Here is a 26,617-nt window from a genome sequence, read left to right on the forward strand (position 1 = left end):
TCTTTCTGTCTAAAACCACTCTGAGATAATGAGCATAAAGCGAATAAATAGGTTTTTACCCGCTTTATACTGAACCGGAAAACATATTTAAAGTTGTTTGAAGGCTTCTCTAGTGAGGTTCCTAGCTCGTCCACTCTTGGCCACGACATTGTCTTCAATACGTATGCCGCCATAGGGCATAAACTGTTGGATCTTGTTAAAATCACAGCCGTGTTGTTTCACTTCAGACTGCATCTTTTCTAGTAACATGGGAATGAAATATAACCCTGGCTCAATCGTGACTACCATATTTTCTTCTAGAGGGCGGGTGAGCCTTAGGAAAGGGGCGCTGTCAACTTTGCGAGTAGTACCGGATTTATCAATTTGGAAACCACCAACATCGTGAACCTGTAAACCAAGTAGGTGGCCAACACCATGAGGAAAGAAAACCTGAGGAATACGTTTCTCTAGTTGCTCTTCTATACTGAGATGACAAATCTGGTGCTTCTGCAAACAGTGGGCAATACCAATGATGGTTTGCTGATGGATGCTCGGATAATCGACGCCCGCCAGAACTGACTCTGCTAAGGCTTGCTCTAGGGCGTCAAGGCTGTCTACTAGAGCACTAAATTCATCTTTAGTTCGAGTAAAGGTACGAGTGATATCGCTGGCATAGCCGTGTTCACTGGCCCCCGCGTCAATCAATAGAGTGTGAGAGTGTGCCTTGTTTTGCGTTTCTTTGTTCTCGTAATGCAGTACAGCTGCGTGTTCATTTAAACCAACAATACCAGGGTATGGCTCTTCACTTGCAGATTGCTGGCTGTGTTGAAGAAAGGCCAGATGAATATCCAGTTCACTTGCACCGGCTAAAAAAGCATTTTTTGCCGCTAAATGTCCTTTAGCACCTCTCAAATTGGCCTGTTCCATAGCAGAAATTTCATAGGGGGTTTTGATGGCTTTATCATAATCTAGATACGCCTGTAGCCCTGTTGTTTCTACAGTAAAAGAGGGGGGATTAGGGCCAAGCCAAGCCGTTTTAGCCGGTAGTTGTGAAAAGACAGCATCATCCTTACGAGCCTCGACTATGTGCCATTCGTTACTCCATTCACCTGCCGGCACAGGGGTGGGGGCATGCCAAAAGTCGTCTCTTACTGGCCAGATTAAAGTGGGCTTTTTGCCTGCTTGTATAATCAAGTAGGTCTCAGCGCTTAAAGTGAAAGGCAGCCACTGTTGAGCACCAGAATAGCTATGAAAAGGAAATGCATGGTCATCTTGAAAGTAATAGTCTTTTGTACCACTGGCAAGCACAATAGCGCTTAAGTTAAAGTGTTCTAGGGCTGCTTCATAGCGTTCTTGCAAGGTCTCAATGTGGGATTTATAAGAGGCCTGTGAGTGATAGCTGGCAGATGAAATGATGGACATAAAAACTCCGGGGCAGGAAATCAGACCTGACTTAATGGGTAAAATGATTAATATTGAGATTAGTTTAAAGATCTTGTGTTTAACTTGTCTATAAAACATTTCGCCATATACAATGTAGGCTTATTTTTGAGTAGGGAAACATCTCCTTGTCCGATTTAGAAATGTCATTACTCGCAGACCTTCTCGAAGCGCTGCCTAAAACGAAGCAGCCTATCTATGCCAAGTTGAAACAAGCCATTAGCTACAAAATCGCAACTGGCGAGTGGAAAGCTAAGCAAAGGGTTCCCTCAGAAGCCGAGATAGTCACGGCGTTAGGGGCAAGCCGGATGACGGTGAATCGAGCTTTAAGAGAGCTAACGGCAGAGGGTTTATTAGTACGTCAGCAGGGTTTAGGAACCTTTGTGGCCGAGAAAAAAGCCCACTCAGCCTTGTTCGAAGTTCACAATATCGCCGAAGAGATTGCTGCGCGCGGTCATCAGCATCAGGCGGAACTTTTAGTTTTGGAGTCCTCTAAAGCTACTGTAGAGGAAGCAATAGCGCTTGGTGTGCGTACAGGCCATGCTATTTTTCGTTCAGTGGTTCTGCATTTCGAAGGAGAATTACCTATTCAAATCGAGGAGCGGGTTGTCAACGCTCAGCTAGCACCCGATTACGATCAGCAAGATTTTACCCGCTTAACTTCATATGAATATCTAATGAGTGTGGCTCCCATGACGGAAGGTGAGCACTTAGTAGAAGCTATTTTACCAAACGAGCAAGAGTGTCAGCGTCTCCAGATCGCCAGTAGCGAGCCGTGTTTACAAATTAAGCGTCGCACTTGGTCACAAGACCAGATTGTAACGGCAGCCAGATTGATTCACCCGGGGAGTCGTTTTCAATTGTTTGGTCATTTTGGCCGCTAGAGACGGTGATCCGTGATCAGGATCAAGGTCCCTAGCCCTTTCTTTAGTACAGCGTGAAAGGGCTCCTTAAAGTGTGCTAGTGCGCCGTTTTTAACCTCTATTTGCTTTTCACCTTCCACTAAGAGGCTATCTTGATGGGCATAAAAGTAGCCTGCAAGAAAGCTCTCCTGTTGACCCATTGAGCTCATTTCTAGTCTAGATGAGGCATAGAAGGTGTTGATCTTGGCTCGTGTATCTTGCTGACGCACCATGATGTTGAGTACTTCGACGGCTTTACTGTTTAACCTTGCCTGAACGGGGGTTGCTCCTGAATAGGAAATCGAATCGTAACGCTGGGTAAGCTCTAGTGATTCCTGTGTTCCTTTTAAATCTAATCGGACATGGCCTTCACTAAGTAAAACCATAGTGCGCTCTAAATCAGGAAAAAGAGAAAATGCTCCACTAGCGCCTATGGTCGCACGGCTTAAGCGATAACGTGTAGCCTGCGAATCTACATGCTTAGTCAGTTCTACCGTATGACCTAGACCATTCTTCCACGGCATCTTGATAAAATTATGAGCCTCTAGAATGTGAATTTGGCTAGGCTTCATACATTACCTTTTTTATTACTCGAATGAAGTTTGCTTTGCTTTCTTCTTCTAAGGGATGGCGGAAGTCTTTGATTAGTGCTCGACCCGCTACGAAAACATCTTTAATTAGGTTCTCATTACAGGCAAATAGCCAGCGGTTTACTCTATCCTTGGGGGTGCTGGTGGCAATAAAAGGGTGAGATGAGTCTAATACCATGAAATCCGCTCTAGCGCCTTGGTATAGGCCGATGTTCGTTTGGCAGGCTTGGTTGCCACCCACTAATGCTTGGTTAAAGAGGTGCTCCCCAATATTGGTCTGATTAGCATTGTATAGCCGATTTCTCTGTTGATCTCTTAAGCGCTGACCATACTCTAAGGTGCGCAGCTCCTCAACAACCGACAAACTTACGTGGCTGTCGGAGCCAATTCCCCAGCTTCCTCCTGCTTGCTCATAAGACACTGCGGGGAAAATTCCATCCCCTAAGTTAGCTTCAGTGGTTGGGCAAAGCCCTGCTATGGCCTTGCTTTGAGCAAGTTGATGGCGCTCTTGCTCGTCCATGTGAGTGGCATGTACTAGACACCAACGTTCGTTAAGACCCACTTCATCGGCTAACCACTGAATAGGGCGGCGGCCACTCCATGCTAGGCAGTCTTGCACTTCTTTTTGTTGCTCAGCGATGTGTATGTGGATTGGGCTGGTTTCAGGTAAAGCCTTTAATACTTGATGAATCTGCTGGGGAGTAACGGCTCTTAATGAGTGAAAGCAAATCCCCAGCTTATGTTTCAGGTCTTGATTATTTTGCAGGATGGCGGTTTCGCAGGACTGATGTAAGTTCAGGTACTGATCTGTACTGTTAATGAAGCGTGCTTGGCCTTTATGGGGAGCTTGTCCGCCAAACCCTGAATGGGAATAGAGTACAGGTAATAATGTAAGACCTATGCCCGAGGCATTGGCACTATGCAGTAAGCCTTGAGCCATCTCAGATGGGTTGTTATAAGCCTTGCCAGCAGGAGCATGGTGCAAGTAATGAAATTCACCGACTTGCGAATAGCCGGCTTTTAACATGTCTATATAGAGCTGGGTTGCGATAACTTGCGCATCTTCTGGGGTGAGCTTCTGAACCACCTTATACATCAGATCACGCCAGCTCCAGAAGCTGTCATTGGGATTCAGGTTAACTTCAGCGGCGCCAGCCATAATCCTTTGAAAGGCATGTGAATGCAGGTTTGCAATGGTAGGAAGCGCAGGACCAGATAAAATGGTGTCGTTACCTTGCGGTTGGCAACCAGTGGCTATCTCCTCAATGACTCCTGCTCGTACACTAATACGAACCTTTTCTGCCCACCCTTTGGTAAGAAGCGCGTGTTCAGCAAAAAATACCTGACTGTCTATTGCACCAAGGTTATGCATGCCTGTCTCCCTTATTTGATAATGAGAAAGTGTAAATCAAAAAAAAGCATTTTGTATATACAAGTTTATCTTAAAAAGATAAAACTATTAGAAAATTTCGTTTATAGGTTGAAATTAGCAAAACAAGTGGCTATGTTTGTCTTAACTTGTATATACATATTGAAACTTGATTTGTGCAACTTTAAGTGGGGAGACACTCATGGCTCAGCAAAATTCTAATCACAAGCGTTATCGTAGTGGGGTTGTTAAAGCGGCTACAGGCACGACATTGTCCGCTAAGTCTTGGTTAACAGAGGCGCCTATGCGAATGTTAATGAACAACCTAGATCCTGATGTTGCTGAAAACCCTGAAGAGCTGGTGGTGTATGGTGGTATTGGCCGTGCGGCACGAGATTGGGAATGCTACGACAAAATTGTTTCTTCTCTAAAAGAGCTAGAAGAAGATGAAACGTTATTGGTGCAGTCGGGCAAACCGGTTGGTGTTTTTAAAACCCATGCCAATGCGCCTCGTGTCTTAATTGCAAACTCCAACCTAGTGCCTCACTGGGCAAATTGGGAGCACTTTAACGAGCTGGATGCAAAAGGCTTGGCGATGTATGGCCAAATGACAGCAGGTTCATGGATTTACATTGGTAGCCAAGGCATAGTCCAAGGCACCTACGAAACCTTTGTTGAGGCTGGACGTCAGCACTACAATGGTGACCTGAGCGGTAAGTGGGTGCTTACTGCCGGTTTAGGTGGTATGGGTGGCGCTCAGCCTCTAGCTGCAACTCTTGCAGGTGCTTGTTCATTAAATATTGAGTGTCAGCAAAGCCGTATCGATTTCCGTTTACGTACGCGTTATGTGGACGAGCAAGCAGCCGATCTTGATGACGCAATGGCTAGAATTAAAAAATACACAGATCAGGGAAAAGCCGTTTCCATCGCGCTATGTGCTAACGCTGCAGAAGTGCTACCTGAAATGGTTAAGCGTGGCATTCGCCCCGACATGGTAACAGACCAAACCTCAGCCCACGATCCATTGAATGGATACCTACCCATTGGTTTAAGCTGGGAAGAATACCGTGAACAAGGTCAGAACCGCCCACAAGAAATAGTAAAAGCCGCCAAACAATCTATGGCTAAACACGTAGAAGCTATGTTGGCGTTCCAGGAAATGGGGATTCCCACTTTTGATTATGGTAACAATATTCGTCAGATGGCGTTAGAAGAAGGGGTAGAGAATGCCTTTGATTTTCCTGGCTTTGTCCCAGCTTACATTCGCCCACTATTTTGTCGAGGCATTGGGCCATTCCGCTGGGCTGCTTTATCGGGAGACCCAGAAGATATCTACAAAACTGATGTGAAAGTAAAAGAATTAATTGCTGACGATGCGCATTTGCATCATTGGCTAGACATGGCTCGTGAACGCATTCAATTCCAAGGTTTGCCGGCACGTATTTGCTGGGTTGGTTTGGGTCAGCGGGCCAAACTGGGCTTAGCTTTCAACGAAATGGTGCGTAGCGGTGAATTATCAGCCCCTATAGTGATTGGTCGAGATCACTTAGACTCAGGTTCAGTATCAAGTCCTAACCGTGAAACAGAAGGCATGCAAGACGGCTCAGATGCTGTATCAGATTGGCCTTTATTAAATGCACTCCTTAATACGGCTTCCGGTGCTACTTGGGTGTCTTTGCATCACGGTGGTGGTGTAGGCATGGGGTTCTCCCAGCATTCAGGTATGGTTATCGTTTGTGATGGTAGTGATGAAGCTGCTGAACGTATTGGACGTGTTCTTACGAACGACCCTGCAACAGGGGTCATGCGTCATGCTGATGCCGGTTATGATATAGCCATTGAATGTGCGCAAGAGCAGGGTCTGAACCTGCCAATGATTAACAAATAAAGATGGATTTAACTAGGAGCCTAACGGCTCCAGTGAGGGCAAAATGTTCGAATTAACAATTAAGCCAGGCCAATTAAGCCTGCAAGACTTGCGTCAAATTAGCCGTGAATCTGTCACTATTAAGCTAGATGACTCTGCCATTCCAGCCATTCATGCCAGCACAAAAGTTGTGGATGATGTGATTGCGGAAGGGCGAACCGTATATGGCATTAATACTGGGTTTGGGTTACTTGCGAATACTCGTATTGCACCAGAAGACCTAGATGAACTGCAACGCAGTATTGTGCTGTCCCATGCCGCAGGCATAGGAGAGCTGATGTCGGATGACACGGTAAAACTCATAATGGCATTGAAGGTGAATAGCTTAGCACGCGGCTTTTCTGGCATTCGTCTGCAGGTGATTGAGGCATTAATTACCTTAATCAATAAACAAGTTTATCCCTGTATTCCGAAGAAAGGTTCTGTAGGGGCTTCTGGTGACTTAGCGCCGCTTGCGCACATGAGTACGATTTTACTTGGTGAAGGGCAAGCAAGGTACAAAGGAGAAGTTATTTCTGGTCAGGCAGCCTTGTCTATTGCGGGGCTAGAACCCATTGCACTCGCACCTAAAGAAGGTTTGGCTTTGCTAAATGGTACGCAAGCCTCCACGGCGTTTGCGTTAGAAGGTCTATTTGCAGCGGAAGATCTGTTTGCTTCTGCGATAACGTGTGGTGCTTTATCGGTCGAAGCGGCTTTGGGTAGCCGAAGCCCTTTCGATGATCGTATTCATCAGGTACGTGGACATCAAACTCAGATCGACAGTGCAGCAGCATTCCGTCATTTATTGTCAGAGACGAGTGAAATTGGAGAGTCTCACCAAGGCTGCGAAAAAGTGCAAGACCCATATTCACTGCGTTGTCAGCCGCAGGTAATGGGGGCTTGTTTAGAACAGATACGCAGTGCGGCCAGAGTGCTTTGCGTTGAAGCCAACTCGGTGTCTGATAACCCACTGGTCTTTGCTGAGCAAGGCGATATTATTTCTGGCGGTAACTTTCACGCTGAGCCTGTTGCTATGGCGGCGGATAACTTAGCGCTCGCGATTGCTGAAATAGGCAGCTTGTCTGAGCGTCGAATGGCGCTACTCATCGACAGCAACCTAAGTAAATTGCCACCGTTCTTAGTGGATAATGGCGGCGTGAATTCAGGGTTTATGATTGCACAGGTTACCTCAGCGGCCTTAGCGAGTGAAAACAAAACCTATGCTCACCCTGCATCAGTAGACAGCTTACCAACTTCCGCGAACCAAGAAGACCATGTTTCTATGGCAACCTTTGCGGCTCGTCGTTTGCAGGATATGGCAGAGAATACCCGCGGTATTCTAGCTGTAGAAATTTTGTCTGCAGTACAAGGGTTGGACTTTAGAGCACCTTTAAAAACGTCTGAAAAGCTAGAGCAAGCGCGAGCCACACTGAGAGCGAGAGTGCCGTTTTATGATAAAGACCGATACTTCGCCCCTGATATTGAAAAAGCGAACAAACTACTGTTAGAAGCCGTCTTTAATGACAGCATGCCATCTGGTTTGTTACCGAGCTTGGCGGCTTAGCAAGATGGATACGGCAAATAACCAAACTTTCGACTCCCTTTGGCGTGGTGCGCATTTGGCCACTATGGTGGGAGGCCACTATGGCATTTTAGAAAATGCCGCCATAGGGGTGAAAAATGGCCGTATTGCTTGGCTGGGTAAAGAAGAGGATCTTCCCCAATATACGACCCAGCAAGAGGAGCATCTAGCAGGTGCTTGGGTGACCCCGGGTTTGATCGACTGTCATACTCATTTGGTTTTTGGTGGTAATCGAGCCGGTGAGTTTGAGCAGCGTTTGAATGGCGTGAGTTACCAGCAAATTGCTCAACAGGGCGGCGGGATTGCCGCATCAGTAAAAGCGACTAGGCTTGCGAGTGAAGAAGAACTGCTGGCGTCGGCCAAGCGACGATTAACCAGCTTGATTGCTGATGGCGTAACAACGGTAGAGATAAAATCGGGTTATGGTCTGTCCTTAGAAAGTGAGTTAAAAATGTTGCGAGTTGCTTCGCAGCTTGCTCAGCAACTCTCAATCACGGTAAAAAAGACCTGTTTGGCGGCTCATGCCATGCCTCCCGAGTTCCAAGACAAAGATGCCTATATCGATTATTTGTGTGAGCAGGTATTACCCGCTGTCGCCGAACAAGGATTAGCCGATGCCGTTGATGCCTTTTGTGAAGGAATCGCTTTTAGCCCTAAGCAAGTCGAGCGCTATTTACAAACGGCAAAAGCTTTGCATCTGCCCATTAAACTTCACGCTGAACAGCTTTCTTCTTTAGGCGGTGCGCGTTTAGCGGCTAAGTATCAAGCGTTATCTGCTGATCACCTTGAGTATCTTGAAGAGCAAGATGTACAGGCAATGGCGCAAGCCGGTACAGTAGCTGTTTTGCTGCCGGGAGCATTCTATACATTAAAAGAAACCAAACTTCCGCCAATAGAATGGTTGCGTAACTACGACGTCCCTATGGCAATTGCGACGGATGCGAACCCTGGGACGTCACCGGCTTTGTCATTGCGTTTAATGATGAACATGGCTTGTACCTTGTTTGCCATGACCCCTGAAGAAGCTTTAGCTGGTACGACCTATCATGCCGCTCAAGCTTTGGGTATACAGGCTGACTATGGCAGTTTGGAGGTCGGCAAAGTTGCTGATTTTTTGTGCTGGGATGTAGAAAGCCCCGGTGAACTTTGCTATTGGTTAGGAGGTAACCTGCTCAAATACAGGGTCAGACATGGAGAAAAATGTTGAGTCAATTAGTTACTAAAGCGCTTGTTGAAGGGCGCATTGAGCAAGCGTATCAATTTCGTGCAAGCCGCTGTCCAATTCTCGTCAGCATGCCTCATTCAGGGCTGTGGGTTACCGAAGAAGTTTCCCAAGGTCTAACCTCAGAAGCTCGCGCCTTGCCTGATACAGACTGGTTTGTTCCAGAAATATATGACTTTTTAGAAGAGTTAGGAGTGGGATGTATTAAGGCGAATTACTCTCGCTACGTTATTGACCTTAATCGCCCTTTCGATGATAAGCCTCTTTATGATACGAAAACGACAGGTCTGTTTCCTGACATTTTGTTTGCAGATAGCCCTGTCTTTAAGGCGGAACAAGCCCCTAGTCATGCGCATCAGGCGTTATGTAAGGAGCAAATTTGGCGTCCATATCATGATGCTATCAGTACAGAACTAGTAAGATTAAAAGCCGAATTTGGTTTTGCTATTTTATTCGATGCTCACAGTATTGCGGCTGAAGTCCCCATGTTGTTTGACGGTTTATTACCGGATTTTAATTGGGGTAGCAACAATGGCAGTTCTTGCGATGAAAGGATTGCCAACCTGCTGACTCAAGTATTGGGCCCGCGTTATACACAAGTGCTAAATGGACGCTTCAAGGGAGGGTACATTACTCGTCAATATGGAGAACCAGCTAGCCAACAGCATGCCATTCAACTCGAGCTTTCTCAAGCCACCTATTTAGACCAAGTTAAACAAGCACAGGGTGTTTATCAGCTAGATGATCACAAACTTCCTTTCATAAAACAGCAACTTAAAGATCTAATTGAAGGGATGAAAGTCTTCGCCACTAGTTATGAAGTGAGTAGATAGTCGCTATTCCGAGATTTCAACGCAGCGGTTACGACCGCTGACTTTGCCTTGGTACATGGCTTGATCGGCTCTTTCGATAGCCTCTTTAAGAGGTTCATCCAAATTGACTTTAGTCACCCCAATCGTCACGCTTAACGGAATGTGCAGGGAAGAAGTTAGGTTTAAGGTTAACTCTGCTGCAGTAGATCGAATGCGTTCGGCAACGGTTAAGCAGCTATCATCCGGGCTTTCAGGGTGCATTAGAATGACAAATTCATCGCCCCCGTAGCGGTAAAGACGGTCACTTGCCCTTAGGATGGGTTTGATACTAGTGATTAACTCTTGGATAACTTGATCACCTACGTTATGGCCATACTTATCGTTGATATTTTTGAAATGATCAATATCAACCAGCATAACTACAAGAGGCTTTTGATTAGCAAGAGACGATTTGATTTTAAAGTCGAGATCTAGGTGTTGGCGCAATGGTAGCTTGGTTAGGGCATCCATTGGGGCAAGATGAGTCATGGCCTCAGACTTAAAAAAGCTAATTAGACTAAGAACACTTTGTTGGGTGTGCTCGAACACATCTAACGTATTTGGATCTACATTTATGTCCTTAGCAATACACAGACCAATCTCTCTGATCGCATCATGAGTCGTTTTATGCTGTTGGGTAATGAGGAAGGTTTTTTCCTTGCTAATGGCGTTGAAAAGCTCTTCTGAGGAAAGCAAAAAACGACCAAATGTACAGTCTTTATGGGCATCAGGCTGGATTAACTCTTGCCCAAACTCCGTACGAGTGACCACACAACGTAAAATACGATGTGTCCACTCTATATGTGTTTGCTGGGCTAGATCGAGCTCTTTAATAAAAAGCTCGAAGTCATAATCCTTCATGATTACTCATCACCTTCCAAAATAAGTAGTAATCCACTATAACCCTAAACACTTGGTTAGAAAATGATTAAATCTTCATAATATAAATATTTTTTATAATAAATATATCTTCATACAAATGCTATTTGGCGAATAACTGAGACATATCTTTAAATGCTTTAAACTCCAAAGCGTTTCCGCAAGGATCTAAGAAAAACATGGTAGCTTGCTCACCTACTTGGCCTTTAAAGCGTACATACGGTTCAATGATGAATTGAGTACCAAGTTCGGTTAAGCGTGCAGCTAAGTCTTCCCATTGTTCCCAAGTGAGCACCACACCAAAATGAGGGACAGGAACATCATGGCCGTCAACGGGATTGGTATTAGCATTTTCCTGACTAGGCGTTTTGGGGTGGTAGTGAATAACTAATTGGTGCCCAAAGAAATTAAAATCGACCCAGTTTTCAGAGCTACGGCCTTCCTCTAACTGAAAAACATCTCGGTAAAACGCACGCGCAAGAGGAACATCGTAAACAGGTATGGCAAGGTGGAACGGTTGAACAGTCATTTTTCTTCTCCTGTGTTTGGTTTTAAGATTGTAAATCTTATTATTAAACAATAATATCAATGAATATTTATAAAAATGACAAATTTAATTTATGATTAAAGAGCTTAAGACGCTTCTCTCCGTTGCTAGTGAAGGAACCTTTGCTGGTGCAGGCAATAAAATTGGCTTAACGCAAGCGGCTGTCAGTGCGCAAATGCAGCGTTTAGAGCAAGAGCTTGGTATGTCCTTATTTGAGCGGGTGGGGCGCACTATGCAATTAAATCAAACAGGTTATAGTGTGCTTGAACAAGCCAAAGATATTATTGAGCGATATCACCAGCTTGGCACGACAAGCCGAGTAGAGGAAGCCGAGAGCACCATCACCATGGGAGCAATCACGACCATTCAGCGAGCCATTCTACCCATGGCGATTGCTCAATTTCAGCAGAACTATAAAACAACCTATTCGCGCGTAGTACCGGGTGTTTCAATGGATTTGTTTGATAAAGTCGATACAGGAGAGCTAGATTTAGCCGTCATTATTAAGCCAACGTTTAACATGCTACCGGACTTAGAGTGGCAAACTCTCATTCGACAGCCCTTTCGACTGATTGCGCCACGTACTTGGGAAATAGCTGATTGGCGAAGTGCATTGCGAGATTTCCCGTTTGTACGCTATGACCGAACATCTTTTGGTGGACGACAAGTTGATCGCTGGTTACAAAAGCAACAAATGACAGTCAGAGACAAATGTGAAGTCGATGAAGTCAGTGCCATTATAAAGCTGGTGGAGTTAGAAGTGGGGGTAGCCATAGTGCCACAAACAGATGAATACCCAGATTGGGGGCCAAATATCCAAGAAGTTTCGTTAGAAGATATGGGCTTTGAAAGAGAGATTGGTCTAGTTTTTAAGCCCCATGCCATAGGTAACCCGTTAATTAACGCAATGGTGGACGCTATTGTGTTGAGTGTTGAGAAAATTGCCCCACAAGGAGGTAAACGTGGCTGAGTTTTTAGTATTAGGTGCTGGTATGGTTGGCGTGTCTAGTGCGCTGGCCTTACAAGAAAAAGGCCACGACGTGCTTTTGGTGGATCATCAGCAAGTTGGTGAAGAAACCAGTTTTGGTAATGCAGGTATTATTCAGGCAGAAGCGGCTGAGCCCTATGCCTTACCTCGTGATTTGCCGACACTATATCAATTTGCCTTTGAGCGGACTAACCATGTGCACTGGAGTTGGTCTGGGGTTAGGGAGATGGCACCTGCTCTTTTTTCCTATTTCCGTCATTCGCATATCACAAAGTTTAAGCCTATCGCTCAGCAGTACGCCAAATTGACTGCACGTGCTACTAATGATCATGCGCCTTTAATCTCTGCCTCACAGAGTGAGCACTTAATGTCGCATGCAGGCTTGGCTCTTTTGTACCGTGATCAAGCTGAGTTTGACATAGGGGCCGCGCGAGCTCAAAGTTTACAGCAGGAGTATCAAGTTGCTTCTCGTATTTTATCGGGAGCGGAATACCGCCAAGAAGAGTCTATTTTAACAACGACCCCCGCAGGAGTGGTGCATTTTACCGATAGCTGGAGTTGCGCTTCTCCCGGTGACTTAACCAAAGCGTATGCCCAGTTGTTCGTGGAACGGGGAGGGCGCTTTGTTAGAGCCAGAGCTGAACAGGTTGAGCCAACCTATCATGGCTGGCAGATTGCGACGGACGAAGGCGTAGAGAATGCCGAGCACCTTGTTGTTTGTTTGGGGCCTTGGTCTCCAAATTTGTTGAAGCAATTTGGCTATCAAATTCCTATGATATATAAACGTGGCTATCATGGTCATTTCAGCTGTTCAGAACCATTAAGCCGCCCTTTGCTAGACGTGCAAAATGGCGCGCTTGCGGCTCCTATGACGAGCGGCTTGCGAATTACGACAGGGGCGTCACTGGTGCCTTTGAATGCGCCAATGGATACGCGCCAATTGGAAAAAGGTGAGCGTGCTATTTCTCAGCTTCTGCCGCTAGGGCAGAGGGTAAATGAGCCGCAATGGATGGGCACCAGACCTTGTATGCCAGATATGCTGCCTGTCGTAGGGCAAGCACCAAACCATCCTAATATGTGGTTCCACTTTGGGCATGGGCATCAAGGTTTTACGCTCGGACCTACCACAGCGCAGTACTTATTAGCGGCTATTAGTGGTGAGCAAAACGAAATGCTTGCTACTCTTTCTCCGAACCGGCTTTGGAAACGTAAATGACGAAAAATAAGGTGGGAATAAACAATAGGCCGCATGTGCGGCCTATTTAGACTAGAAACGCACTAAAAAACTTAGCGAGCTTTCAAGTAGTTTAGCATGGTGTCAGCGTCAGACACTTCGAATGGGTCAGCAGGAGCATCGTCTTGGAAACCCGCCTCAGAGAACAACTTTTTGATTTCGCCATTCTCAACATGCATCGCGTAACGCCAGCTACGCATGCCAAAGCCTAGGTTATCTTTTTTAACCAACATACCCATTTTACGTGTGAAGTCACCGTTACCATCAGGAAGAAGGAAGACATTGTTAGCGTTTTGGCTCTTACCCCATTGGTACATAACAAAGGCATCGTTTACAGATAAACAAATAACGGCATCAATACCTTGGCCTTTGAATTCTTCGTATAACTCTTCGTAGCGCGGCAAGTGCGAAGTAGAACACGTTGGCGTGAAAGCACCTGGAAGTGAGAAAAGAACAACATTCTTGCCTTTGAAAAGGTCATCTGTAGACACATCTTTCCACTCAAATGGGTTTGGTCCACCTAATTCTTCATTACGAACGCGAGTTTTAAAAACAACCTGTGGGACTGTAGTTGGCATGCTTACTTCCTAGTAGTTAATTAATGAAATGGTGAGCTAATAACAAGGTATTTTTCAACACACTTGTGAAAGCCTTGTTACAGAACATAGTAGCAAAGATGAAATTTTCAAGGTCTGCCGCTGCATGATTTTGCTTGCTCATTGAAAACTCAGTGTATTGTTCAGAATTTACACTAATTGACGTTCAGGGTTGAACTTTTTTTGTATGATCAATCTAAATTGAGTGATCTTTTTAGCGAGCGATACTTTTATCAAACGGGAGTTAAGACATGTCGATTCAAAATGAACAATTACATTCTGCCACTATTCCTCAAGAAGCCTTTGATTGGTACGACGAATATGCTCACGGTGACATAGACAGACGTACTTTCTTAAGCCGCTTAGCTGCTATAGGTTTAACGGCAGCAGCAGTATCGGGTGGGTTGATTCCAAACTATGCCCTAGCAGAGCAAGTTTCCTTCAATGATCCTGACATAACTGCAAGTTATGCTGAATTTGACTCTCCTGACGGTTTAGGCAGTGTGCGTGGTTATTTAGTACAGCCAAAAGAAGGTTCTCAGAAGAGAGCGACCGTGTTGGTCGTGCATGAAAACCGAGGCCTTAACCCGTACATCAAAGATGTAGCGCGCCGACTTGCCAAAGCGGGTTATGTGGCCTTTGCGCCAGATATCCTACATACCTTGGGTGGTTATCCGGGCAATGATGATGAAGGGCGAGCGATGCAAAGAACCCTTGATAAAGTGAAAGTCGAAAACGATTTTATTAATGCCGCTAAGTTTTTGAAAAACCATGAATTAGGCACTGGCAAAGTAGGCGTGGTTGGTTTTTGCTTTGGGGGGTATGTGAGCAACATGCTAGCGGCTCGGATTCCTGATGTTATTGATGCAGCAGTACCTTATTACGGCACACCTGCTAAGGCAGAGTATATTGCCAATATTAAAGCGCCATTATTGCTACAGTTTGCCGAGCTAGATAAGCGAGTTAACGCAACTTGGCCTGACTATGAAGCCGCATTAAAAGACATGAAAGCGGATTACACAGCTTATATCTATGCAGGTGCAAATCATGGCTTCCATAATGATTCTACTGCTCGTTATGTGGAAAAAGCGGCTGAGCTTTCTTGGCAGCGTACGTTAGACTTCTTTGGCAAGCACCTTTCATAATGTTACAGCAGCGCTAAGGGGCCCCCTTAGCGCTTTCTTATTGCTAGGAGTGTTTGCTAGCAATTTCTCCCCATAAGTTTTCAATCTGTTTATCTCGACCACAACTGCTACGGTAGAAATTGTAGCGAATGGGGTTTTTCTTGTAGTAATCCTGATGATAATCCTCGGCTAAATAAAAGGTTTTAGCGGGCAGTATTTTGGTCACTATTTCCCCTTTAAATGGCTTGTTTTCTTCTAGTTTGGCAAGGGAGGCTTCAAACACAGCTTGCTGCTGTTCGTCTTGATAGAAGAAGGCCGTACGATAGGACTCGCCCTTATCGCAGAATTGCCCTCTTGGGTCGGTAGGGTCAATAGTGCGCCAGAAATAGTCCGTGAGTTCTTCAAGTGAGACCTGGTTATCGTCGTATTTGATCTCTACTGCTTCATAGTGCCCTGTGTTGTTATAGGAAACTTGGCGGTAGGTCGGGTTTTCCGTTCTGCCGCCAATATAGCCAGACTGTACATCAATTACACCTTTGTATTTTTCGAAATCAGATTCAACACACCAAAAACAGCCCCCTGCCACAATTAAAGAACGGGTTTCAGCACTTGCTGGTAGGTGATAAAGCGCCGCACTGCTTAACAGCACTAGATTTGAGACTCGATAAAGGGTTTTTAAATATGCCATGTTTCATCCTACTTAAGTGATGTGGTTCCCTTATAGACGCGCAATTAAAAAATAAGTTCACAATTGTTACTAAAGCTTGGAGTTGCCTTTCAGGATTTTCCTGTAATAGAGTATTCAACACCTTGCCGCATTCATTTGTTATTTTGGATGCTTTTACAAGTTATTCGATAAGCAAATTAAACATAGGAAACTCGTTATGAGCTCAGATTCAGCAAATCAAGAAAGCTATGCTCCACCTAAAGTATGGAAGTGGGAATCAGAAAATGGCGGTCAATGGGCTAGCCTAAATCGTCCTGTGGCAGGCGCAACTCACGATAAAGAATTGCCTCGTGGCGAACACCCATTTCAGCTTTACTCACTTGCTACCCCTAACGGCCAAAAAGTGACAATTATGTTCGAAGAGCTACTCGAATTGGGCATAAAAGAAGCTGAATACGATGCTTTTCTTATTAAAATTGGCGATGGCGATCAATTTTCATCGGGTTTTGTTGAAGTGAATCCGAACTCAAAAATCCCTGCCTTGTTAGATCATTCCACGGCGCCTGCAACACGAGTGTTTGAGTCAGCTTCTATACTGCAATACCTAGCTGATAAATTCAGTGTGCTGGAACCTACTGATCATGCAGGTAAAACAGAGTGCCGTAATTGGTTGTTTTGGCAAATGGGCTCAGCTCCCTATCTAGGAGGTGGTTTTGGGCATTTTTATAGTTACGCACCTTATAAAATGCAGTACCCCATTGACCGTTTTAGCATGGAAGTGAAGCGCCAACTAGATGTGCTTAACCAACACTTAGCCAACCACACTTACTTAGCAGGTGAAGAATACTCTATTGCCGACATTGCTATGTGGCCTTGGTACGGTAATCTAGTGCTAGGCAATTTATATGATGCAGCGGAGTTTTTACAGGTTGAGTCGTACGAACATGTGATGCGTTGGGCGAAACACATTGAGCAGCGCCCTGCGGTACAACGAGGACGAATCGTGAACCGAGTCTGGGGGGATGAACAACTGCCCGAACGCCACAGTAGCAGCGACTTTGCAAAGTTTGGGCTTTAATCTACACTAACTGTTTTTAATGGTGGATTAACAATAATGAGATTACTACTAGCTTTGCTTTTACCTTGGTTGCAGTTTTTTACGATAGGTCGTCCATTTGCTGGAATTATTTGTTTAATATTGCAAATTACCTTGATTGGCTGGATTCCCGCTGCTATTTGGTCTGTATACGCATTGAGCCAATATAAGACAGACAAAAAAATCAAAGATGCAATGGGGGGTTAACCTCATTTAAGCTGTTTGAATGTACTCTAAACCGCTGAATGACCTCATTCAGCGGTTTTTTTGTGCTTTATAAGACCTAGTCTTTAAATAAGGAAAAGCGATGCAAGCTTCTATGTTTACTTGGTCAGGCGGTTGTTTTTCACTCCCTTACCCTTAACAAGGAGGTATTGATTTACTAACAGGTTTAACAGGAGCTGATGTAATGAGCGAACAAGCCACTTCACTATTTAGTCCAATCCAATTAGGTGAGCTTTCACTTCCCAATCGTTTTATTATGGCACCGTTAACGCGATGCCGTGCTGAGTCTCATCAGCCTAATGAGCTTATGGCAGAGTACTACAGCCAGCGCGCCAGCGCAGGGTTATTGATTACAGAATGTACCATGGTGAGCGAGGGAACATCTGCCTTTGGTAATGATCCTGGTATTTATAATCAACAGCAAATAGAAGGCTGGAAATTGACGACTGAGGCTGTTCATAAAGCGGATGGCCGTATATTCATGCAAATTTGGCATGCTGGAAGAGCGGCCCACCCATTATTGAATGGTGGTAAAGCATGTGTTGCTCCGAGTGCGATTGCTATTGACGACGAAACCCACACCCCAGAAGGAAAAAAACCGTATACAGTACCTAAAGAGCTGACCATTGCAGAGATTGACCAAATTGTTGATGACTTCCGTCAGGCAGCCGTGAATGCTAAAGCAGCGGGCTTTGATGGCGTAGAAGTACACGGCGCTAACGGTTATTTAATTGATCAGTTCTTACGTGATAGCAGTAACCAGCGCACTGATGAGTATGGCGGTTCTTTTGAAAATCGCGCGCGTTTTCTGTCTCGTATTTTAAGTGCTGTGACTGAGGTGATGGGCAGTGGCAGAGTGGGCTTGCGCTTATCTCCTCTCAATAGCTTCAATAGCATGAAAGACAGTGATCCGGTCGCTTGGATGGAGTATTTAGCTCAGCACCTAAATCAGTTCAACTTAGCCTACCTACATGTTATGCGGGCAGACTTCTTTGGTCTGCAAGAGGCTCAAGTCATTAGTGTGGCACGTAAAGCCTACCAGGGGCATCTAATGGTTAATATGGGCTACAGTGCAGAAGAAGCGAACCAAGTACTCGCAAGTCAAGAAGCCGACAGCGTAGCATTTGGCACCCCCTTCCTAGCAAACCCTGATTTACCAGAACGTGTAAAGCGTGGAGCGGAGCTCAATGAACCGAATGCCGATACCTTCTATACACCAGGGCCTGTTGGCTATACCGATTACCCTACTTTAAACGCGTCTTAAGCGCATCGGGCTCTAAAACAGGGCCAGATGTATTACTAAACTCTATCAACACTTCGAGGCCTTACTAGGAGTAAGCCTCGAAGTGTTGGTGTGTTTTATTAGTCAGCCTTCAGCAGTACTATGCTTTCATAGGTTTTAATTCTTAAAACTCGTCGTTTTTAATTTTTTTATTTTCTCTGCATCCAAATTCCATTTTCGATTGTAGTACTTATTAGCAGTAAGACATTGGCTGTTTTTAAACCGGTATTCATTCAAAAATAGGAAGGTTAAAAATGAAAAATTTTAAAATGCGTGATGGTATACAACTTACGATTGCTTCAATTCTAACTGTTGCGGCTTCGCAATCTTATGCAGGTGGTTTTTCTCAGGATAATTTACCTGAATCCATAAAGGTGCCAGCGGGCAACACTGTAGCTATGCAAACAAGCGCACAAGGTAACATTACCTGGGTATGTAAGGCTGATAAACAAAACAGTAAAAAGGTTGCTTGGTCATTTGCCGGCCCCCGCGCGATTTTGAGTGATAACAAAGGCAACCATCTAGTGTCTTACTTTGGGCCTCCAGCGACTTGGGAGTCTCTTGATGGCTCTTCTATTACAGGAAAACAGCTGGCTGTTTCGCCTTCTGCAAAAGGCAGTATTCCAATGCAATTGGTAAAAGCAAATGCGTCGACTCGACCAGGCGCACTGGAAGGGGTGACTTATATCCAACGTATTAATTTACAAGGCGGTGCCGCTCCAATGGAAGGTTGTAGCACGGAAAAAGTAGGTCATACTGTGGTTGTAAACTATTCAGGTGATTACTTATTCTGGAAAGCAAAGTAAGTATTTGGGTAAATAAGATAAGGTGAGCAATATGTGTTTACCTCTTGTTTCTCATCTTTAATGACTTAAAAAGCCCAGTTTTGTACACTGGGTTTTTTCATTAGGAAGATCAGTGTGTCATCTCCAACCTCTTTTGATTATGAAAATGTTCTGAAACACTGTGCTGATGGAAATCGACAAGCCTTAAGGCAGCTTTATGAACAGGAAGCGCCAAGGTTGCTTGCTGTTGTGATGCGTATTCTACAAAACCGTCCCCTTGCTGAAGATATCGTACACGATGCTTTTATAAAGATTTGGAAAAATTCGGGGAGCTATCACCCCGAGTTAGGGTCAGCTCGGGGCTGGGTATATACGTTGACTCGAAATTTGGCCTTAAATGCATTGAAATATAGTCAAAGGCAAGTGCTTTCTGAACCTGAGTTTCTACTCGACCTGTGTGATAACAAGTTGGTTGAGGAGGATCAAACCCCTAATGCTTTATCCGAACTGGCGAAAGATCCTTTAGCGCAAAATGAGCTTCATCTTTGTATAGATAGGTTAGAGCCCGACCGTAAACTCTGTATTTTGCACGCCTATGTAGATGGCTATACACAAGATGAAATAGCTCAATTATTGGATAAGCCTCTGGGCACAGTGAAGTCGTGGATTAAACGTAGCCTTAAAGTTTTAAAGGAGTGTTTACAATGAATCAGTATACAGATGAAACTCCTGAAACGGACAACACCTTGGCTGGGCAATATGTACTGGGGACGCTGAGTGCAGATGAACGTAGCGCCTTTGAATCAAGATTGGCTCGAAGCACAGAGTTACAGAGAAAAGTAAATCAATGGCAAGCACACTTTGCATCCATTACCGATCGCTTAGAGCCAATGCCTGCATCTCAGCCGTTATCGGCACGTATTGAACGCAGTTTGGACGCACTAGAGACATCTGTACAAACAAACAAATCGGCTCCAATTAAACAGACATCTTTCTGGCAAAGTTTGGCTTTATGGCGAGGTTTATCGGTTGCTGGTTTTGCTTTTGCTATATTCTTTGCTGTGCAGTTGAAAACCGTTACGCCAATTATGAGTGACCCTACCTACATTGCTGTATTGGTGGCGCCTGAGAATAAAACGCCAGGTTGGGTTATTCAAACCAGCCAAGCAAAACAAATCCAGCTTGTTCCCTTAGCAGCAGTAGAAATACCAGAAGGCATGGTGTTGCAGTTTTGGACGAAAGCAGACGGATGGGATGCACCAGTATCTTTAGGCTTGGTGGAGAAAGGGCAAACGTTAAATATAGCGCTAGATCAATTACCCCCTCTGGCCGAAAATCAATTATTTGAGTTGACCTTAGAACAAGAGGGCGGCTCGCCTACCGGAAAACCAACAGGGCCTATTCAATCGATTGGTCGCGGTTCTATCATGTTGTAAGTTTTTATGTGGTCATGAGCCTCATAAAAATTGTACCTATACCTTATTGGTTTTTAATAAGGCATGGGGAAGGGCGCTACAGAGGTTAGTCTGATTAGCACCTTATAAAACACACAACACCTCGCTTCGGCGTGCAAGCACGAGAAGCTTCGCTCGGTGTTGATGTGTTTTGTCGTTGCCAAATCAAAACCTGATGACTAAAATGACCTTTTAAAAGACTTATTTAGAGGGTGTTTAAATGACTTCTAGAGTTTTGGCAGATGTTGCTGCCAGCATTACCGAGTTCAAAGCCAACCCAATGAAAGTGGCAACCAGTGCTCATGGCGAAGCGGTTGCTGTATTGAATCGCAATGAGCCTGCTTTTTATTGTGTGCCTGCCGCTGCTTATGAAGCCTTGATGGATAAGCTTGAAGACATGGAATTGTTGAAAATCGCGAAGGAACGCGCAAATGAAGAAAGTATCTCAGTCGACCTCAAAACAGTGTTAAAGAGAATCTAATTGATACTTTATAAAACAACCAACACCTCGCTTCGGCGTGCAAGCACGAGAAGCTTCGCTCGGTGTTGATGTGTTTTATTTTTCAGCTTCCACAGGTTTAATGCTTTCAATGCTCGGTAATACAAAAGGCTCTATGGCTTTTACCATAGTTGTATTAGAGAGCTTCTGATTGGCTAGCTCCACTACGTTTGAGTGGATTTTATGATCACCTAAATCTTTCTCTTCTTCAGGTGTTAGTTGTACTCTCGTCAAGTGTTTTGTTAATGATTTCTTGAGGGCTAGGTCATCCAGATTATTAAGATGTTCTAGTGCACATAATGTTACTAGCATGGGGTAGTAACGAGCTTTATAGTTTTGTTGCATTTCGTCTTCACCGTAAAAATTACGTAAAAACTTATAAGTATTATTTAAGCGTTTTAATTGTCTTGGGTTGGATAGTTCGAAGTGTTTAACCCAATGAAGAAATGCAGTTTTGTGCTCGGAAGTTAAACGTTCAATCTGTTCTGGAGGTCTTGATATGTTTTCTGTTTTTTCTTGTGTCGTGATCTCTTCTTGAGAAGATTAGAAATTAGGTTGGTTTGAATTAAAATTAATTTGGAGGGTGTCATGGTAGAGGAGTCTATTAAATTTATTGAAACTTTATTAAAAAATTTTAATTTATTTAATTCGGAATCTAAGCAGAAAGAAAAATTAAGAGAAGATTATATTTTTTCCAAAAATTTATTTGAAAATGATAAATGGAAAGAAATGGGAGATTCTGATCTTGAATTAGCATATCACGCTTTAATGGGAGGCAGGATAGTAAAATCTTCAGTAGCACGCTTTTTACTAGGTCAAAGAGATCCTTTGAATATTTTAATGAACTATAAAAAAGGTTCATTTTGGTTATTAGAAAATAGAAATGATAAAAAAGTAGTCACTAGTATATGTTATCGAGAAGATATCGATACCAAAGAAAAACGTAATAGAAAATATAAATTGAGACTAATTTCCTTTTTCGGTTGTTCATTTTTTTGTGCTATATCTTTAGTGCCCTTGATTTTATCTTTAATAGATTTAAGTTTTGGACTAAATCTAGAGGTGTATATCTTATTGTGTGTATTATGGGTTGTGATAGCGATGATTGCAGTTATGCAATATAGTGGGATTCAGTCTATTGAATTTGCTGAGAAAGTTATAAACGCTTTAGATGAAAATAGGTAGTATTTCTATTTTTTCTTCACTAACTCCAAATAATTCTCTATCCCGCTGATTTGATCCTCCGCATGGTGGTTTACATACAAAACGGTGGTTTCTGAGCCTTGGCAGAGTTTTTCAATTAAGGCTAATACCAGTTGTCTGTTCATATCATCAAGGCCGAGGCAAGGTTCGTCCAGAATGAGCAGGGGAGGGTGTTTGACCATAGCTCTTGCGATGAGCAGTAAACGTTGATCTCCGTAAGAAAGTCCATTAAATGGGGCGTCGGCTCGGTCTGTCATACCTAATAAGGCAAGCCATTCATTTGCAATGGCTTTCTCTTTATCTGTGGCTTTAGAGTACATGCCGATGCTGTCGTAGAAGCCAGAAATAATCACGTTTCTACAGCTGGTGCTGACACGATATTCCCATTGTAGAGCGGTAGAAACATAGCCAATAAACTGTTTAATCTGCCAAATGCTTTCCCCATTGCCACGCTGAAATCCAAACACAAATATGTCGTTCACGTAGCATTGTGGGTGATCGCCTGTAATCAGTGATAGAACGCCTGTTTTGCCACTGCCATTTGGCCCACTGAGTTGCCAATGTTGGCCTTGTTCTATGGTCCAGTTGAGCTTGTCAACGATCAGGGTATCACCATATTTAATAGTGGCATTGGTTAATCGTACAAGAGGTTGTTGTGGATCTAAAGAAGGCAGACTTGAGCTTGAATCCGCCTCAGGTATATCAAGGTCGGCGGTTTTTAAATGCAAAAGTTGATACAGCTCATCGTAAGCTTGCTGGTTCGATTTATCTACTGTCAGTGCCAACTGCCCTTTGTCCACATAGGCAATATGGGAAATAAAGCTGGGCATTTCATCAAAGCGGTTGAGCACTAAAACCATGGCCGTTGTATCGACAATGTTAGTTAAGTGCTCTTGCAGCATCGTAAGCGTGTTGGCGTCTAAACCGTCGAAAGGCTCATCTAGAATGAGTAAGTCTGGCTGATTAGCAAGGGCGCGAACTAACATGACTTTGCGAGTTTCGCCCGTAGAAAGTTTACGAAAGGCTCTGTCTAACAAGTTTGTAAGCTCAAATTTTTCGATCAATTGCTGGGCAAGTGAGTGATCAGCGCAATAATCAAAAATGATCTCACTCACTGGTGTTCCCAGAGAAATGACATCCATAATGTCTGCATCGTCTTTCTTTAACTCTTGAGCGATCAACTCAGCTTGAGCCTCAAAGGACACCAGCTCGACACGTTTTGGCTGGCCTGTAATAGCGCCTGATGTGAGCTCTCCTACGCCGGCAAGCACCGCTGCAAGGGCGGACTTGCCAGAGCCATTCGCTCCTGTAATAACCCAATGCTGTTCAGCTGATAACTGCCAATTAATATTATGCAGTGTGAATTTCTCATCAAAATTTACAGTAGCACCTTCAATAGTCATGGCAGAGAATGGCATAGTGATAATCCCTTAGATAAAAATGCAAATAAAGTCACCTATAGTAGCATCTTAGTAAAGGTTTGCGTGGCGAGCGGTGGCAAATTCTCGCGCTGAGTTAAATAAAGTTTGATGTAGAACAACGAGATGGTGAGCAACTGTGTATTAGGTGACGTGTTTTTTCGCTCTGACTATGCAGCTCTTTATGTACCTACGGCCATTCTCGTTCTTTGATGTTAGAAAATCAGTTTGGAAAACATTGCGGAAACAGTGTTTTGTTTTCTGAAGCGGATGTCACCTTTCCAGTGAGAGAGGTTAAGAAATCGGCCATATTGGTTTTTTCTTCTTGGCTCCAGTGTAAAGGGCGAAGTATTTTTTCGCCATCGGCGTGGAGCCTTTCTTCGTTGAGTTCTGAGTAAAAGTCGATGACGTCTGCCAGTGTCGCAATGCTGCCGTTGCGCATATAGGGCGCAGTTTTTACTTGGGTCATCATTGGTATTGCTGAAGTGAGCAAAAAAAATTTTCACCTGCATCCAATTACAAGGTTCAAAGCGTTTCTATAAAGCGAGCTTCTGAAAAAGAAGAGTCAATCAATAATATTGCTATAGGAAAATGAATATGAGCAGTTCAGTGAAAAAAATAATATGGATTTCGGTCTTTGGTGCAGTGATTACTGGGTGTAACACTACCTCTGAGCGAGCTCCAAATACGGATTTTACTTGGGTTGAGACAAGCAAGGGGGCAGTGCTAGCAGATAAAGAGGGGATGACACTTTACACTTTTGATAAAGATGGAGAAGGAGTTTCTAATTGCTATGGCAAGTGTGCAACTTTATGGCCGCCTGCTTTAGCCAGTGTAGGTGATGAAAATACTCAGAAATATACAAAAATTCAACGCGAAGATGGCTCTTACCAATGGGCCTATAATGGACAGCCTCTATATACTTGGATTAAAGATACTGAGCGTGGTGATATTAGTGGCGATGGTGTAAAAGGTGTGTGGCACATCGTTTCAAAGCGAGATGGTGCTTACTAGTGAAGTGCAAGAAATATTAAGGATAAAATTTGAGTTGGAAAGCTGAACTTGAGAAAGATATGTCTCTTATTAAGCTTGGTGATCAGGCTGCATTTGAGTCATTGTATATTAAAACAAGTAGCAGGCTTTATGGGTTACTGATAAAAATATTGAGTAACCCAGATCTTGCTTGTGATGTGTTGCAAGAGAGCTACGTAAAAATTTGGCTAAATTGCTCCCAATATCATTCTACCTCTGGTGATCCTTGGCCATGGATTTGTCAATTAACTCGTCATTGTGCTTTGGACTCACTCCGAAAAAATAAGCGAGCAGAACGAATAGCTGATGCCAGTGAGCTCTATGAAGAAACACTTACGGATACTTGTACAGAACAAGCACTATTTGAGAATACTGGTTATGCTCTTCACTCTTGTTTAGCGAAATTACGTGAAGGGCCGCGACAAGCAATTACTCTGGCGTATTTTTATGGTTTTAGTCATTCAGAGCTCGCTGTGAAACTGGGGCAGCCGCTTGGAACGCTAAAAACGTGGATCAAAAGAGGTTTACAGGAGGTAGAAAAATGCCTTCGAGATTAAGGTATAGCCGATCAAAAGTGATTAACCATTTGGCTAGTAATTTTGTACTAGGCCTACAAACTGAGCGGGTAAGGCGTCATGTGCAAAAGTTACGTATTACTCATTTACATTTGGATAAAGCAATATTGGTTTGGCAAGAACATTTTACTCAATTGGATGAGCTTACTCTACATCTAAAGCCGCCAGATAGAGTCTGGAAGAATGTAGAGCACCAGTTATTTTCACAGCAGAAGTGCGCGCAAGCAAAAATATCTTGGTATAAGCGCCCATTTTTGTGGTGGACTGCGGGCGTATCTTCTTTAGGGACTTCGATCCTGATACTGACGGTTTTTATGTTTATTTTGCAGGGAAAAAATATCGAAAAGACTCAATCAATTGGATATCTAGCGGTTATGACAAAACTAGCTAATGGGGTGGGGGCGCCTCCTAAAGATACTCAATTCGTAATAACAGCTTATAAAGGTAAACATGCGGGACAATCGAGAGCCCATATTCAATGGGTAACTGGCTTAAAAAATGCGGATATATCTCAGTGGGAGCTTTTTAGTGTTGAGAAAGGCAGCGGTGCCATAATTTCTTTGGGGTTATTGGTCGATATCACTAGTCGTAACCTTACAGCGGCAGAATGGGGTACTATAAAAAATAGCGAACACCTTAGAGTTGAACAAGAAGGTAATATTATTTTTTCAGGGCCTTGTTTGCAGCTAACGGGCTGGGGTAACCAGATATAAAAGCCTGTTTAGACTCTAGTGGCTTTGTCACTAAGAGCCAAGCCCTCGTGTAAGTCTGGTGGAATTTAATGGAATTATGGGTGTTGCGCACCCAACGGCGCATTACGGCCTTCGGCCTAACACGCCCTACGATTTGGCGACGAATAATTCAAATGGAGATTGGTGTAAACATAGGCGCTGCGCATCCAACGGCGCACAGGGTTTTAGGTTATACATGGATAATAAAAAGGCCGAATGTGAATCACATTCGGCCTTTATTTTGGTTTTAAACTAGCTTATGACGCTAGGTTGTTAAATTGTGCTTGAAGCTCAGCATATTTAGCTTGGTATGCGGCTTCTTTTTCAGCGAAAGTATGTGCACCGCTTAGGTTAACGCTGGCATCTACCGCTACGCCTTGAAGCTCAAGAGTTTTAGCTAGTGCATCAACACCTGCTTTAGCAGTACGTACTTGTTCGATT

The 26,617-nt window shown here is 44.0% G+C and carries 30 protein-coding genes and 1 pseudogene; 19 read left to right on the forward strand and 12 right to left on the reverse strand.

Going from position 1 to position 26,617, the window contains the following annotated elements:
- Positions 1–87: 87 nt before the first annotated feature.
- Positions 88–1,401: a Xaa-Pro dipeptidase gene (pepQ, locus tag ACYVGZ_RS09105; protein ID WP_460754280.1), complete on the reverse strand. Its 1,314-nt coding sequence runs from the start codon at positions 1,399–1,401 to the stop codon at positions 88–90.
- Between the two features lie 146 nt (positions 1,402–1,547).
- Here pepQ and hutC point away from each other — a divergent pair, with 146 nt between their 5' ends.
- On the forward strand, positions 1,548–2,303 hold the full coding sequence (gene hutC / locus ACYVGZ_RS09110) for a histidine utilization repressor (RefSeq protein ID WP_460754283.1): 756 nt from the start codon (positions 1,548–1,550) through the stop codon (positions 2,301–2,303).
- Here hutC and ACYVGZ_RS09115 read toward each other — a convergent pair.
- Positions 2,300–2,893 (reverse strand): HutD/Ves family protein, encoded by a 594-nt coding sequence (locus tag ACYVGZ_RS09115; protein WP_460754285.1) that lies wholly within the window; start codon positions 2,891–2,893, stop codon positions 2,300–2,302. The two genes, hutC and ACYVGZ_RS09115, sit on opposite strands and share 4 nt — an antisense overlap.
- Positions 2,883–4,283 (reverse strand): formimidoylglutamate deiminase, encoded by a 1,401-nt coding sequence (locus ACYVGZ_RS09120; RefSeq protein ID WP_460754288.1) that lies wholly within the window; start codon positions 4,281–4,283, stop codon positions 2,883–2,885. Before ACYVGZ_RS09120 ends, ACYVGZ_RS09115 begins: the two co-directional genes overlap by 11 nt.
- Before the next feature lie 199 nt (positions 4,284–4,482).
- Between ACYVGZ_RS09120 and hutU the strand changes: the two genes are divergently transcribed.
- From hutU to hutG, 4 genes are read left to right on the forward strand one after another with little or no spacing between them, the layout of a single operon-like run.
- Positions 4,483–6,168, forward strand: coding sequence for a urocanate hydratase (gene hutU, locus ACYVGZ_RS09125; RefSeq protein WP_460754291.1), 1,686 nt, complete (start codon positions 4,483–4,485; stop codon positions 6,166–6,168).
- Positions 6,169–6,211: 43 nt separating this feature from the next.
- Entirely contained in the window at positions 6,212–7,750 is a 1,539-nt protein-coding gene (gene hutH, locus ACYVGZ_RS09130) for a histidine ammonia-lyase (RefSeq protein WP_460754293.1), read from the forward strand.
- Between the two features lie 4 nt (positions 7,751–7,754).
- Positions 7,755–8,975: an imidazolonepropionase gene (gene hutI, locus ACYVGZ_RS09135; protein ID WP_460754296.1), complete on the forward strand. Its 1,221-nt coding sequence runs from the start codon at positions 7,755–7,757 to the stop codon at positions 8,973–8,975.
- On the forward strand, positions 8,969–9,823 hold the full coding sequence (hutG, locus tag ACYVGZ_RS09140) for an N-formylglutamate deformylase (protein WP_460754299.1): 855 nt from the start codon (positions 8,969–8,971) through the stop codon (positions 9,821–9,823). Before hutI ends, hutG begins: the two co-directional genes overlap by 7 nt.
- Positions 9,824–9,826: 3 nt before the next feature.
- Here hutG and ACYVGZ_RS09145 read toward each other — a convergent pair whose 3' ends face one another.
- Together ACYVGZ_RS09145 and ACYVGZ_RS09150 are read right to left on the reverse strand one after the other, a co-directional pair.
- Positions 9,827–10,702, reverse strand: coding sequence for a diguanylate cyclase domain-containing protein (locus ACYVGZ_RS09145; RefSeq protein ID WP_460754302.1), 876 nt, complete (start codon positions 10,700–10,702; stop codon positions 9,827–9,829).
- 121 nt (positions 10,703–10,823) lie between these two features.
- On the reverse strand, positions 10,824–11,249 hold the full coding sequence (locus tag ACYVGZ_RS09150; RefSeq protein WP_460754305.1) for a VOC family protein: 426 nt from the start codon (positions 11,247–11,249) through the stop codon (positions 10,824–10,826).
- Between the two features lie 91 nt (positions 11,250–11,340).
- Here ACYVGZ_RS09150 and ACYVGZ_RS09155 point away from each other — a divergent pair, with 91 nt between their 5' ends.
- Together ACYVGZ_RS09155 and ACYVGZ_RS09160 are read left to right on the forward strand one after the other, a co-directional pair.
- Positions 11,341–12,237 (forward strand): LysR family transcriptional regulator, encoded by an 897-nt coding sequence (locus tag ACYVGZ_RS09155; RefSeq protein WP_460754307.1) that lies wholly within the window; start codon positions 11,341–11,343, stop codon positions 12,235–12,237.
- Positions 12,230–13,471: an NAD(P)/FAD-dependent oxidoreductase gene (locus tag ACYVGZ_RS09160; RefSeq protein WP_460754310.1), complete on the forward strand. Its 1,242-nt coding sequence runs from the start codon at positions 12,230–12,232 to the stop codon at positions 13,469–13,471. Before ACYVGZ_RS09155 ends, ACYVGZ_RS09160 begins: the two co-directional genes overlap by 8 nt.
- A 71-nt stretch (positions 13,472–13,542) precedes the next feature.
- Here the strand turns inward: ACYVGZ_RS09160 and ACYVGZ_RS09165 are convergent, their stop codons facing one another.
- Positions 13,543–14,067: a redoxin family protein gene (locus tag ACYVGZ_RS09165; RefSeq protein ID WP_460754313.1), complete on the reverse strand. Its 525-nt coding sequence runs from the start codon at positions 14,065–14,067 to the stop codon at positions 13,543–13,545.
- Between the two features lie 16 nt (positions 14,068–14,083).
- Complete coding sequence (locus ACYVGZ_RS09170) at positions 14,084–14,209, reverse strand: hypothetical protein (RefSeq protein WP_460754315.1); 126 nt, start codon at positions 14,207–14,209, stop codon at positions 14,084–14,086.
- Between the two features lie 127 nt (positions 14,210–14,336).
- Here ACYVGZ_RS09170 and ACYVGZ_RS09175 point away from each other — a divergent pair, with 127 nt between their 5' ends.
- Positions 14,337–15,230: a dienelactone hydrolase family protein gene (locus tag ACYVGZ_RS09175; protein ID WP_460754317.1), complete on the forward strand. Its 894-nt coding sequence runs from the start codon at positions 14,337–14,339 to the stop codon at positions 15,228–15,230.
- A 43-nt stretch (positions 15,231–15,273) separates the two neighbouring features.
- On the opposite strand, the gene msrA is transcribed toward ACYVGZ_RS09175, so the two are convergent.
- Complete coding sequence (msrA, locus tag ACYVGZ_RS09180) at positions 15,274–15,897, reverse strand: peptide-methionine (S)-S-oxide reductase MsrA (protein WP_460754320.1); 624 nt, start codon at positions 15,895–15,897, stop codon at positions 15,274–15,276.
- A gap of 196 nt (positions 15,898–16,093) precedes the next feature.
- On the opposite strand from msrA, the gene yghU reads away from it, so the two are divergent.
- The 7 genes from yghU (at position 16,094) to ACYVGZ_RS09215 (ending at position 21,199) form a co-directional block, all read left to right on the forward strand.
- Entirely contained in the window at positions 16,094–16,954 is an 861-nt protein-coding gene (yghU, locus tag ACYVGZ_RS09185; RefSeq protein ID WP_460754323.1) for a glutathione-dependent disulfide-bond oxidoreductase, read from the forward strand.
- 36 nt (positions 16,955–16,990) lie between these two features.
- The gene (locus ACYVGZ_RS09190; protein WP_460754326.1) at positions 16,991–17,179 is read left to right on the forward strand and encodes a YqaE/Pmp3 family membrane protein; all 189 of its coding nucleotides are present in this window, start codon (positions 16,991–16,993) and stop codon (positions 17,177–17,179) included.
- Positions 17,180–17,381: 202 nt separating this feature from the next.
- The gene (locus tag ACYVGZ_RS09195; RefSeq protein ID WP_460754330.1) at positions 17,382–18,461 is read left to right on the forward strand and encodes an alkene reductase; all 1,080 of its coding nucleotides are present in this window, start codon (positions 17,382–17,384) and stop codon (positions 18,459–18,461) included.
- Between the two features lie 272 nt (positions 18,462–18,733).
- Positions 18,734–19,285: a DUF3455 domain-containing protein gene (locus ACYVGZ_RS09200; protein WP_460754332.1), complete on the forward strand. Its 552-nt coding sequence runs from the start codon at positions 18,734–18,736 to the stop codon at positions 19,283–19,285.
- A 114-nt stretch (positions 19,286–19,399) separates the two neighbouring features.
- The gene (locus ACYVGZ_RS09205; RefSeq protein ID WP_460754335.1) at positions 19,400–19,972 is read left to right on the forward strand and encodes a sigma-70 family RNA polymerase sigma factor; all 573 of its coding nucleotides are present in this window, start codon (positions 19,400–19,402) and stop codon (positions 19,970–19,972) included.
- Positions 19,969–20,700 carry an anti-sigma factor gene (locus ACYVGZ_RS09210; protein WP_460754338.1) on the forward strand — a complete coding sequence of 244 codons (732 nt, stop codon included), beginning with the start codon at positions 19,969–19,971 and terminating at the stop codon, positions 20,698–20,700. Before ACYVGZ_RS09205 ends, ACYVGZ_RS09210 begins: the two co-directional genes overlap by 4 nt.
- A gap of 238 nt (positions 20,701–20,938) precedes the next feature.
- Positions 20,939–21,199, forward strand: coding sequence for a type II toxin-antitoxin system Phd/YefM family antitoxin (locus ACYVGZ_RS09215; protein WP_460754341.1), 261 nt, complete (start codon positions 20,939–20,941; stop codon positions 21,197–21,199).
- 75 nt (positions 21,200–21,274) lie between these two features.
- Here ACYVGZ_RS09215 and ACYVGZ_RS09220 read toward each other — a convergent pair whose 3' ends face one another.
- The gene (locus ACYVGZ_RS09220; protein ID WP_460754343.1) at positions 21,275–21,562 is read right to left on the reverse strand and encodes a hypothetical protein; all 288 of its coding nucleotides are present in this window, start codon (positions 21,560–21,562) and stop codon (positions 21,275–21,277) included.
- 243 nt (positions 21,563–21,805) lie between these two features.
- Here ACYVGZ_RS09220 and ACYVGZ_RS09225 point away from each other — a divergent pair, with 243 nt between their 5' ends.
- Positions 21,806–22,402: a hypothetical protein gene (locus ACYVGZ_RS09225; RefSeq protein WP_460754346.1), complete on the forward strand. Its 597-nt coding sequence runs from the start codon at positions 21,806–21,808 to the stop codon at positions 22,400–22,402.
- A 5-nt stretch (positions 22,403–22,407) separates the two neighbouring features.
- On the opposite strand, the gene modF is transcribed toward ACYVGZ_RS09225, so the two are convergent.
- The gene (gene modF / locus ACYVGZ_RS09230) at positions 22,408–23,838 is read right to left on the reverse strand and encodes a molybdate ABC transporter ATP-binding protein ModF (RefSeq protein WP_460754349.1); all 1,431 of its coding nucleotides are present in this window, start codon (positions 23,836–23,838) and stop codon (positions 22,408–22,410) included.
- 223 nt (positions 23,839–24,061) lie between these two features.
- Positions 24,062–24,310, reverse strand: a complete 249-nt coding sequence (locus tag ACYVGZ_RS09235; protein WP_460754351.1) for a hypothetical protein — start codon at positions 24,308–24,310, stop codon at positions 24,062–24,064.
- Positions 24,311–24,435: 125 nt separating this feature from the next.
- Here ACYVGZ_RS09235 and ACYVGZ_RS09240 point away from each other — a divergent pair, with 125 nt between their 5' ends.
- Genes ACYVGZ_RS09240 through ACYVGZ_RS09250 form a run of 3 tightly spaced genes read left to right on the forward strand, consistent with a single transcriptional unit; the run spans position 24,436 to position 26,158 of the window.
- Positions 24,436–24,852, forward strand: coding sequence for a COG4315 family predicted lipoprotein (locus ACYVGZ_RS09240; protein WP_460754353.1), 417 nt, complete (start codon positions 24,436–24,438; stop codon positions 24,850–24,852).
- A 29-nt stretch (positions 24,853–24,881) separates the two neighbouring features.
- Positions 24,882–25,427, forward strand: coding sequence for an RNA polymerase sigma factor (locus ACYVGZ_RS09245; protein ID WP_460754355.1), 546 nt, complete (start codon positions 24,882–24,884; stop codon positions 25,425–25,427).
- A complete protein-coding gene (locus ACYVGZ_RS09250; RefSeq protein ID WP_460754358.1) occupies positions 25,412–26,158 on the forward strand; it encodes a hypothetical protein in 747 nt (248 codons plus the stop codon). The genes ACYVGZ_RS09245 and ACYVGZ_RS09250 overlap by 16 nt, the downstream gene beginning before the upstream one ends.
- 275 nt (positions 26,159–26,433) lie before the next feature.
- On the opposite strand, the pseudogene ACYVGZ_RS09255 reads toward ACYVGZ_RS09250, so the two are convergent.
- Positions 26,434–26,617, reverse strand: a pseudogene (locus ACYVGZ_RS09255) (hypothetical protein); the annotation flags it as partial.

The sequence above is a fragment of the Marinomonas epiphytica genome, from assembly GCF_054780655.1.

What these genes read in the sequence shown, in the direction of transcription:
- ACYVGZ_RS09210 (WP_460754338.1), top strand. Translation starts at nt 19,969, where the DNA reads ATGAATCAGTATACAGATGAAACTCCTGAAACGGACAACACCTTGGCT.
- ACYVGZ_RS09200 (WP_460754332.1), top strand. Translation starts at nt 18,734, where the DNA reads ATGAAAAATTTTAAAATGCGTGATGGTATACAACTTACGATTGCTTCA.
- ACYVGZ_RS09145 (WP_460754302.1), bottom strand. Translation starts at nt 10,702, where the DNA reads ATGAAGGATTATGACTTCGAGCTTTTTATTAAAGAGCTCGATCTAGCC.
- yghU (WP_460754323.1), top strand. Translation starts at nt 16,094, where the DNA reads ATGAGCTCAGATTCAGCAAATCAAGAAAGCTATGCTCCACCTAAAGTA.
- ACYVGZ_RS09195 (WP_460754330.1), top strand. Translation starts at nt 17,382, where the DNA reads ATGAGCGAACAAGCCACTTCACTATTTAGTCCAATCCAATTAGGTGAG.
- pepQ (WP_460754280.1), bottom strand. Translation starts at nt 1,401, where the DNA reads ATGTCCATCATTTCATCTGCCAGCTATCACTCACAGGCCTCTTATAAA.
- hutI (WP_460754296.1), top strand. Translation starts at nt 7,755, where the DNA reads ATGGATACGGCAAATAACCAAACTTTCGACTCCCTTTGGCGTGGTGCG.
- ACYVGZ_RS09215 (WP_460754341.1), top strand. Translation starts at nt 20,939, where the DNA reads ATGACTTCTAGAGTTTTGGCAGATGTTGCTGCCAGCATTACCGAGTTC.
- hutU (WP_460754291.1), top strand. Translation starts at nt 4,483, where the DNA reads ATGGCTCAGCAAAATTCTAATCACAAGCGTTATCGTAGTGGGGTTGTT.
- ACYVGZ_RS09115 (WP_460754285.1), bottom strand. Translation starts at nt 2,893, where the DNA reads ATGAAGCCTAGCCAAATTCACATTCTAGAGGCTCATAATTTTATCAAG.
- modF (WP_460754349.1), bottom strand. Translation starts at nt 23,838, where the DNA reads ATGCCATTCTCTGCCATGACTATTGAAGGTGCTACTGTAAATTTTGAT.
- ACYVGZ_RS09150 (WP_460754305.1), bottom strand. Translation starts at nt 11,249, where the DNA reads ATGACTGTTCAACCGTTCCACCTTGCCATACCTGTTTACGATGTTCCT.
- hutG (WP_460754299.1), top strand. Translation starts at nt 8,969, where the DNA reads ATGTTGAGTCAATTAGTTACTAAAGCGCTTGTTGAAGGGCGCATTGAG.
- ACYVGZ_RS09225 (WP_460754346.1), top strand. Translation starts at nt 21,806, where the DNA reads ATGGTAGAGGAGTCTATTAAATTTATTGAAACTTTATTAAAAAATTTT.
- ACYVGZ_RS09165 (WP_460754313.1), bottom strand. Translation starts at nt 14,067, where the DNA reads ATGCCAACTACAGTCCCACAGGTTGTTTTTAAAACTCGCGTTCGTAAT.
- ACYVGZ_RS09250 (WP_460754358.1), top strand. Translation starts at nt 25,412, where the DNA reads ATGCCTTCGAGATTAAGGTATAGCCGATCAAAAGTGATTAACCATTTG.
- msrA (WP_460754320.1), bottom strand. Translation starts at nt 15,897, where the DNA reads ATGGCATATTTAAAAACCCTTTATCGAGTCTCAAATCTAGTGCTGTTA.
- ACYVGZ_RS09120 (WP_460754288.1), bottom strand. Translation starts at nt 4,283, where the DNA reads ATGCATAACCTTGGTGCAATAGACAGTCAGGTATTTTTTGCTGAACAC.
- ACYVGZ_RS09170 (WP_460754315.1), bottom strand. Translation starts at nt 14,209, where the DNA reads ATGAGCAAGCAAAATCATGCAGCGGCAGACCTTGAAAATTTCATCTTT.
- ACYVGZ_RS09235 (WP_460754351.1), bottom strand. Translation starts at nt 24,310, where the DNA reads ATGATGACCCAAGTAAAAACTGCGCCCTATATGCGCAACGGCAGCATT.
- ACYVGZ_RS09190 (WP_460754326.1), top strand. Translation starts at nt 16,991, where the DNA reads ATGAGATTACTACTAGCTTTGCTTTTACCTTGGTTGCAGTTTTTTACG.
- ACYVGZ_RS09220 (WP_460754343.1), bottom strand. Translation starts at nt 21,562, where the DNA reads ATGCAACAAAACTATAAAGCTCGTTACTACCCCATGCTAGTAACATTA.
- ACYVGZ_RS09175 (WP_460754317.1), top strand. Translation starts at nt 14,337, where the DNA reads ATGTCGATTCAAAATGAACAATTACATTCTGCCACTATTCCTCAAGAA.
- hutH (WP_460754293.1), top strand. Translation starts at nt 6,212, where the DNA reads ATGTTCGAATTAACAATTAAGCCAGGCCAATTAAGCCTGCAAGACTTG.
- ACYVGZ_RS09155 (WP_460754307.1), top strand. Translation starts at nt 11,341, where the DNA reads ATGATTAAAGAGCTTAAGACGCTTCTCTCCGTTGCTAGTGAAGGAACC.
- ACYVGZ_RS09240 (WP_460754353.1), top strand. Translation starts at nt 24,436, where the DNA reads ATGAGCAGTTCAGTGAAAAAAATAATATGGATTTCGGTCTTTGGTGCA.